3 protein-coding genes and 1 pseudogene are annotated in these 7,719 nt (G+C 72.7%); all 4 read right to left on the reverse strand.

Translation table 11 applies throughout. The features are described from left to right. On the reverse strand, positions 1-4,564 hold a 4,564-nt coding region (locus tag EAO77_RS20225), incomplete at its 3' end, for a type I polyketide synthase (RefSeq protein WP_187283325.1). Between the two features lie 33 nt (positions 4,565-4,597). After that, positions 4,598-5,422, reverse strand: a pseudogene (locus EAO77_RS40175) (polyketide synthase dehydratase domain-containing protein); the annotation flags it as partial. After that, complete coding sequence (locus EAO77_RS20230) at positions 5,400-7,211, reverse strand: type I polyketide synthase (RefSeq protein WP_147989705.1); 1,812 nt, start codon at positions 7,209-7,211, stop codon at positions 5,400-5,402. The gene EAO77_RS20230 and the pseudogene EAO77_RS40175, both read right to left, overlap by 23 nt. A gap of 54 nt (positions 7,212-7,265) precedes the next feature. Next, positions 7,266-7,719 (reverse strand): acyl carrier protein (locus EAO77_RS20235; RefSeq protein WP_261994045.1); only part of this gene is annotated, 454 nt, incomplete at its 5' end.

The following is a 7,719-nucleotide window of genomic DNA, read 5'->3' on the forward strand; positions in this document are numbered from 1 at the left end:
GCGCCCCCACACGACGCCCAGCAGCCAACGCCAACTCCACCCACGCCGTCCCCGGAACAATCACCGTCCCCAGAACCACGTGATCCAGCAACCACGGCTGGCTCTCACCCGACAGCCGACCCGTGAACACCCACTCGTCCCGGTCACCCAGCTGCACGGCAGCGGCCAGGACAGGGTGCTCCACCCGATCCAGACCCGCAGCCGACACATCACCCGCACCCGCCGACGGCATCAACCAGTAGTTCTCCCGCTGGAAGGCGTAGGTGGGCAGATCCACCCGACGCGCGCCGGTGCCGGCGAACACGGACGGCCAGTCGACGGTGACACCGGCGATGTCGGCCTGGCCCAGCGACAGCCAGAAGCGGGCGAGGCCGCCCTCGTTCCGGCGCAGCGAACCGGTGACGGACACACGGTCCGCCGCTCCGCTCGCCTCGACGGTCCCCTCGACAGCCATCGTGAGGACGGGGTGGGGGGACATCTCCAGGAAGCAGCCGGTGCCGTTGTCGACGAGCGCGGCGATCGCGGGTTCGAAGCCGACCTGGGCGCGCAGGTTGCGGTACCAGTAGCCGGCGTCCAGGCCCGCGGTGTCGAGGAAGCCGCCGGTGACGGTGGAGCGGAAGGGGACCCGGCCGCTGACGGGCTCGACGGGAGCCAGCGCCTCCAGCAGCTCGGTCCGGATGGTCTCGACCTGGGCCGAGTGGGAGGCGTAGTCGACGTTGACGCGGCGTGCGCGCACCCCGTCGCCCTCGCAGCGGGCGGCGATCTCGTCCAGCGCCTGCGGCTCACCCGCCACCACGACCGACGCGGGCCCGTTCACCGCCGCCACCGACACCCGGCCCGCGTACGGAGCGATCAGCTCCTCCGCCCGCTCCGCGCCCAGCGCCACCGACATCATGCCGCCCCGCCCGGCGAGCCGGTCGCGCACCAACTGCGACCGCACCGCCACGATCCGCGCCGCGTCCCGCAACGACAGACCACCCGCGACGTACGCGGCGGCGATCTCACCCTGCGAATGGCCCACCACGGCCGACGGCTCCACGCCGTAGGACCGCCACAGCGCCGCCAGCGACACCATCACCGCGAACAGCGCCGGCTGCACCACGTCCACCCGCTCCAGCGACGGAGCACCCGCAACACCGCGCAGCACATCCTCCAGACGCCAGTCCGTGAACTCCGCCAGCGCCTCACCGCACGCCGCGATCTCCGCCGCGAACACCGGCGAGGAATCCAGCAGCCCGACCGCCATGCCCTCCCACTGCGCCCCCTGCCCCGGGAACACGAACACCGGCTTCACACCGGACCCGGCGACCTGGCCCTCCACGACGTGGGCCGAAGGCTCGGCGGCGGCAAGGGAGGCAAGGCCGGCGAGCAGCGTCTCGCGGTCCGTCGCCGCCACGGTGGCGCGGCGTTCGAGCAGCGCGCGGGTGGTGGCGGCGGAGTGGGCGACGTCGGTCAGCGACAGGTCGGGGTGCGCGGTCAGGTGGGCGTGCAGACGCTCGGCCTGGGCCCGCAGGGCGGCGGCGCTGCGCGCCGAGACCACGACGGGGACCGGGACGAACGGCGCGTCCGGTGCCCCGGCCCCGTCGGCCGCGGGCTCCTCGGCCGGGGCCTCCTCCACGATGATGTGCGCGTTCGTGCCGCTCACGCCGAACGACGAGATGCCCGCCCGACGCGGCCGGTCGCCCGGCGTCCACTCCCGGGCCTCGGTCAGCAGCCGGACCTCGCCCGACTCCCAGTCCACGTGCGGGGAGGGCTCGTCCACGTGCAGGGTCCGCGGCAGCACACCGTGCCGCATCGCCATCACCATCTTGATGACCCCCGCGACGCCCGCGGCGGCGGAGGTGTGACCGATGTTGGACTTGATCGACCCGAGCCACAGCGGCTCACTCGCGCGCTCCCGGCCGTAGGTCGCCAGCAGCGCCTGCGCCTCGATCGGGTCACCCAGCTTCGTGCCCGTGCCGTGGCCCTCCACCGCGTCGATCTCCGCGGGCGACAGACCCGCGCTCGCGAGGGCGGCGCGGATCACCCGCTCCTGCGACGGGCCGTTCGGGGCGGTGATGCCGTTGCTCGCGCCGTCCTGGTTGATCGCACTGCCCCGCAGCACGGCCAGGACCTTGTGGCCCTTGCGCCGCGCGTCGGAGAGACGCTCGACGACGAGGACGCCGACACCGTCGGAGAACCCGGTGCCGTCGGCGCCCGCCGCGTAGGCGCGGCACCGGCCGTCGGTGGAGAGACCGCGCTGGCGGCTGAACTCCGTGAGCAGGAACGGCCCGGACATGATGGTGACGCCTCCGATGAGCGCCATCTCGCACTCGCCGGCCCGCAGGGCCTGGGAGGCGAAGTGCAGGGCCACGGCGGAGGAGGAGCAGGCCGTGTCGACGGACACCGCCGGACCCTCCAGACCGAGGATGTAGGCGATCCGGCCGGACACCACGCTGGTGCTGGAGCCGGTCAGCCTGAAGCCCTCGACCTGGGAGGCGGATCCGCTGACGCCGTAGTCGGACGAGCTGACGCCGCAGAAGACACCGATGTTGTCGCCCTTGAGGGACGTCGGCGCGATTCCGGCGTGCTCGAACGCCTCCCAGGACGCCTCCAGCAGCAGCCGCTGCTGCGGATCCATCGCGGTCGCCTCGCGCGGGCTGATCCCGAAGAAGTCCGCGTCGAACCGGCCCGCGCCGTGGACGAATCCACCGGCACGCGTGTACACGGTGCCCAGCTGGTCCGGGTCCGGGTCGTAGAGACGCTCCAGGTCCCAGCCTCGGTCGGTGGGGAACGGGCCGATGGCGTCCCGCCCCTGGGCGACGAGTTCCCACAGCTCCTCGGGCGTGGTCACCCCGCCCGGGTAGCGGCAGCTCATGCCGACGATCGCCAGCGGTTCGCCCGCGTCCGCCTGCTGCCTGCGCACCACGGTGCCGCTGCCGGACGCCCGCTTGGCCGGTGTCACCTGCGACATCAGGAACCGGGCGACCGCGGCCGGGGTGGGGTGGTCGAAGACGAGCGTGGCGGGCAGGCGCACGCCGGTCGTCCGGTTGAGCCGGTTGCGCAGCTCGACCGCGCTCAGCGAGTCGAAGCCGAGGTCCTTGAACGCGCGCTCCGGTCCGACGGCGGACGCCGAGGCGTGACCGAGGACCGACGCGACCTGCGCCTGCACCAGTTCGAGGACGATCCGCTCCCGGTCCGCCTCCGGCACTGCGGCGAGCCGCTGGGCGAGCGCACCTACGCCCCCGGCAGCACGTGCCGGCAGCCGCACCAGACCGCGCAGGAGCGGCGGGAGCAGCCCGGCCTTGGCCTGGCTGCGGAGCACGGCATGGTCCAGCAGGGTGGGGACGACCACAGCGGCGTCCACATCCAGGGCCTGGTCGAACAGTTCGAGACCGGTCTCGGCGGTGAGCGCCTTCATGCCCCCGCGCTCCAGACGGGCCAGTTCGGCTTCGTCCAGGGCCGCGCCCATACCGGCGCCGTGCGACCAGACGCCCCAGGCGAGGGCGGTGCCGGGCAGTCCGGCGGCCCTGCGGGACGCGGCGAGCGCGTCCAGGGCGGCGTTCGCTGCCGCGTAGTTCGCCTGACCCGGATTGCCCACGAGGGCGGCCATCGAGGAGAAGACCACGAACGCGGACAGGTCGGTGCCGGCGGTCAGCTCGTGCAGGTGCAGCGCCGCGTCCACCTTCGGACGCATGACCTCCGCGACACGCTCGGGTGTGAGCGCCTCCACCACGCCGTCGTCCAGCACACCGGCCGTGTGCACCACGGCGGTGAGCGGCTGCTCCAGGCTGTCGAGGACAGCAGCCAGTTGCTCCCGGTCGGAGACGTCGCACGCCACCACCCGGGCCTCGCAACCCGACTCGGCCAGCGCCGCGACCAGCTCGGCCGCACCCTCCGCCGCCGGACCACGACGGCTCAGCAGCAGCAGGTGCCGCACACCGCGGGCGGTCGCGAGGTGGCGGGCGAACAGCGCACCCAGACCACCCGTACCACCGGTGATCACCACCGTGCCGTCCACCGCGAACTGTGTCCCGCCACCACCGGCCGAGGCACGCACCAGCCGCGGCGCCAGCGCCCGGCCGTCGCGCAGTGCGAGCTGCGGCTCGTCGGAGCCGAGCACCACACCCCAGTCGGGTTCGGCGGCACCGTCCGCGTCGACCAGCGCGAAACGGTCCGGATGCTCGGACTGCGCACTGCGCAGCAGACCCCACACCGCGGCCTGCGCCACGTCCGGAGCCTCACCGTCCACCGACACCGCGCCACGGGTGACGACGACCAGCCGGGACTCGCCCAGCCACTCACTCGCCAGCCACCGCTGCACCAGCTCCAGCGCCTCACCGGTGGCGGTCCGTGCGGCGTGGGCCGCGGGACCGACGGGTGTGACGATGTGTGCCAGGACGGCATCGGGTGCCCGGCCGCCGTCGGCGACCGCGCGCTCCAACTCCCCGAGGTCGTCGCCGAGGACGGCGGTGCGGGCGGCGGCTGCGGTCGTCGTCCGGACGGGTGCCCAGCCGAGTTCGTACACCGGCTGTCCCGCACCACGACGCAGGGCTTCCAGCTGAGCCGGCTCGACCGGACGCATGTCCAACCGCTCCAGACGCAGAACATGCTCGCCCTCGTCCGACACCACATCCACCCGCAACGCCGCATCACCCGCAGGCGCGATCCGCACCCGCACCCGCGACAGACCCGAACGCCCCGCACTCACCCCGGACCACGAGAACGGCAGAATCGTCGACCCGCCATCCCCACCCCTGTCGGCGAACGCACCATGCAACGACGCATCGAACAACGCCGGATGCACACCGAAGCCCTCACCACCGGAATCACCCGGCAACCCCACCTCGGCAAACACGTGATCACCCACCGACCACGCCGTCCGCACACCCTGGAACACCGGTCCGTAATCGAACCCGAGCTCCGCCATCCCGGCATAGAGAACATCACCCGACATCTCCACACCCTTGGCAGGCGGCCACTCCCCCGGCACCCACGATGCAGCGGGCGCCGAGTCCTCCGCAGCCAGCCAACCCCGCGCATGGCAGGTCGTCCCGCCCCGCTCGTCGGCGTCGGCGCTCTCGGGCCGGGCGAAGACCGTCACCTCCCGGCGGCCGTCGTCCCCCGCGGGGCCGACCGTGACACGCAGCTGAGCAGCCGCACCCTCCTCCAACAACAGCGGCGACTCCATCACCAACTCGTCCACCACCGGCGCCCCCACACGACGCCCAGCAGCCAACGCCAACTCCACCCACGCCGTCCCCGGAACAATCACCGTCCCCAGAACCACGTGATCCAGCAACCACGGCTGGCTCTCACCCGACAGCCGACCCGTGAACACCCACTCGTCCCGGTCACCCAGCTGCACGGCAGCGGCCAGGACAGGGTGCTCCACCCGATCCAGACCCGCAGCCGACACATCACCCGCACCCGCCGACGGCATCAACCAGTAGTTCTCCCGCTGGAAGGCGTAGGTGGGCAGATCCACCCGACGCGCGCCGGTGCCGGCGGGCGCCCATGCCGGGGCGTTGGGCGCCTTGTCCGGTGAAGAGGAAGGCGGTTTTGCCGGTTTGGGTCTGGGTGATGGGGGTGGTGGTGTCGGCGATGCGGTCGAGTTGGGTGAGGAGGTCGTCGCGGTCGGTGCCGATGGCTGCGGCGCGGTGGTGGAAGGCGGTGCGGGTGGTGGCGAGGGAGTGGGCGATGTCGGTGACGGTGTGTTCGGGGTGTTCGCGGACGTGGGCGGCGAGGCGGCGGGCCTGGTCACGGACGGCGTCCTCGGTGCGGCCGGACACCACCCACGGCACCGGCCACGCCACACCATCCGCGGACACGGGCTCCACCGGCTCCACCACCGGCGCCTGCTCCACGATGACATGCGCGTTGGTCCCGCTGAATCCGAAGGCGGACACGCCCGCACGACGCGGCGCACCCGTCTCCGGCCACGGCTGTGCCTCGGTGAGCAGCCGGACCGCTCCCGACTCCCAGTCGACGTTCCGCGAACCCTCCTGGGCGTGCAGCGTCTTGGGCAGCAGCCCGTTGCGTATCGCCATCACCGTCTTGATGACACCGCCGACACCCGCCGCCGCCTGGGTGTGCGCGATGTTCGACTTCAGCGAGCCGAGCCACAGCGGGCGGCCGTCGGTGCGCTCCTTGCCGTAGGTGGCGAGCAGCGCGCCGGCCTCGATCGGGTCGCCGAGCGAGGTGCCGGTGCCGTGCGCCTCCACCGCGTCGACCTCCGCGGGCGTCAGGCCCGCATTGGCCAGCGCGGCACGGATCACCCGCTGCTGGGAGGGACCGTTGGGAGCCGTGAGACCACTGCTCGCACCGTCCTGGTTCACGGCGGAACCGCGGACCACCGCCAGCACGTGGTGCCCGTTGCGCTGTGCGTCGGACAGCCGCTCCAACACGAGCATGCCGACGCCCTCGCCCCAGCCGGTGCCGTCGGCCTCGGCGGAGAACGCCTTGCAGCGCCCGTCGGTGGCGAGCCCCCGCTGGCGGCTGAAGTCGACGAACGCGACGGGGGTCGACATGACCATCGACCCGCCGACCAGCGCCAGTTCGCACTCCTCGGCTCGCAGCGACCGGGCCGCCAGATGGATGGCCACCAGTGACGAGGAACAGGCGGTGTCCACCGTGATGGCGGGGCCCTCCAGGCCCATGGTGTACGAGATCCGCCCGGCGGCGATGCTGCCGGAGCCACCCGCCCCGACATAGCCCTCGACATCGTCGGGGACCTGACGCAGCCGCGACCCGTAGTCCTGGTACATCACCCCCGCGAACACGCCCGTCCTGCTGCCCTTGAGCGTGGAGGGCGCGATGCCGGTGCGCTCGACGGCCTCCCACGCGGTCTCCAGGAGCAGACGCTGCTGCGGGTCCATGGCCAGCGCCTCGCGCGGCGAGATCCCGAAGAACGCCGCGTCGAAGTGGTCGGCCTCCGTCAGGAAGCCGCCCTCCCGGGCGTAGCTCGTGCCGGGCGTGTCCGGGTCCGGGTCGTACAGGGCCTCCAGGTCCCAGCCCCGGTCGGTCGGGAATCCGCCCACCGCGTCCCGGCCCTCGGCCACCAGCTCCCACAGGTCCTCCGGCGAGCTCACCCCGCCGGGATAGCGGCACGCCATCCCGACGATCGCGATGGGCTCCCGGTCCCTGTCCACGGCATCCTTCAGCCGGCGGCGGGTCACATGGAGATCCGCCGTCACGCGCTTCAGGTAGTCGCGAAGCTTTGCCTCACTCACCGTTGCTCTTCCTTTCGTTCACAGCCATGGCGTGTCTCCGCGACAGCCGCCGGGTCAGAGGCCGAGTTCGTTCTCGATGAAGTCGAAGATCTCGTCGTCGGAGGCGGACTCGATCCGCTCCGCGTCCGCGTCCGCCGAGGCCCGCGCCGGGGCGATCTGCGCGAGCAGGGCCTCCAGACGGTCCGCGATCCGTGTCCGGGACTCCTCGTCCCCGGCGAGCCGCGCGAGATCCAGTTCCAGGCGGTCGAGCTCCGCGAGCGAGGCGAGAGCGGGACCGGCCGGTGTCTCGGCCGGCGCGATCTCCGCCTCCAGGTACTCGGCGATCGCCCGCGACGACGGGTAGTCGAAGAGCAGGGTCACCGGCAGCCGCAGACCGGTCGACTTGCCCAGCTGGTTGCGGAGTTCGACCGCGGTCAGCGAGTCGAAGCCGAGGTCCATCAGCCCCCGCTCGTGATCGACGGCCGCACTGCTCGTGTAGCCGAGGACACCGGCGACCGTCGTCCGGACC

This window comes from Streptomyces sp. T39 (genome assembly GCF_008042045.1).
Lineage (GTDB): Bacteria > Actinomycetota > Actinomycetes > Streptomycetales > Streptomycetaceae > Streptomyces.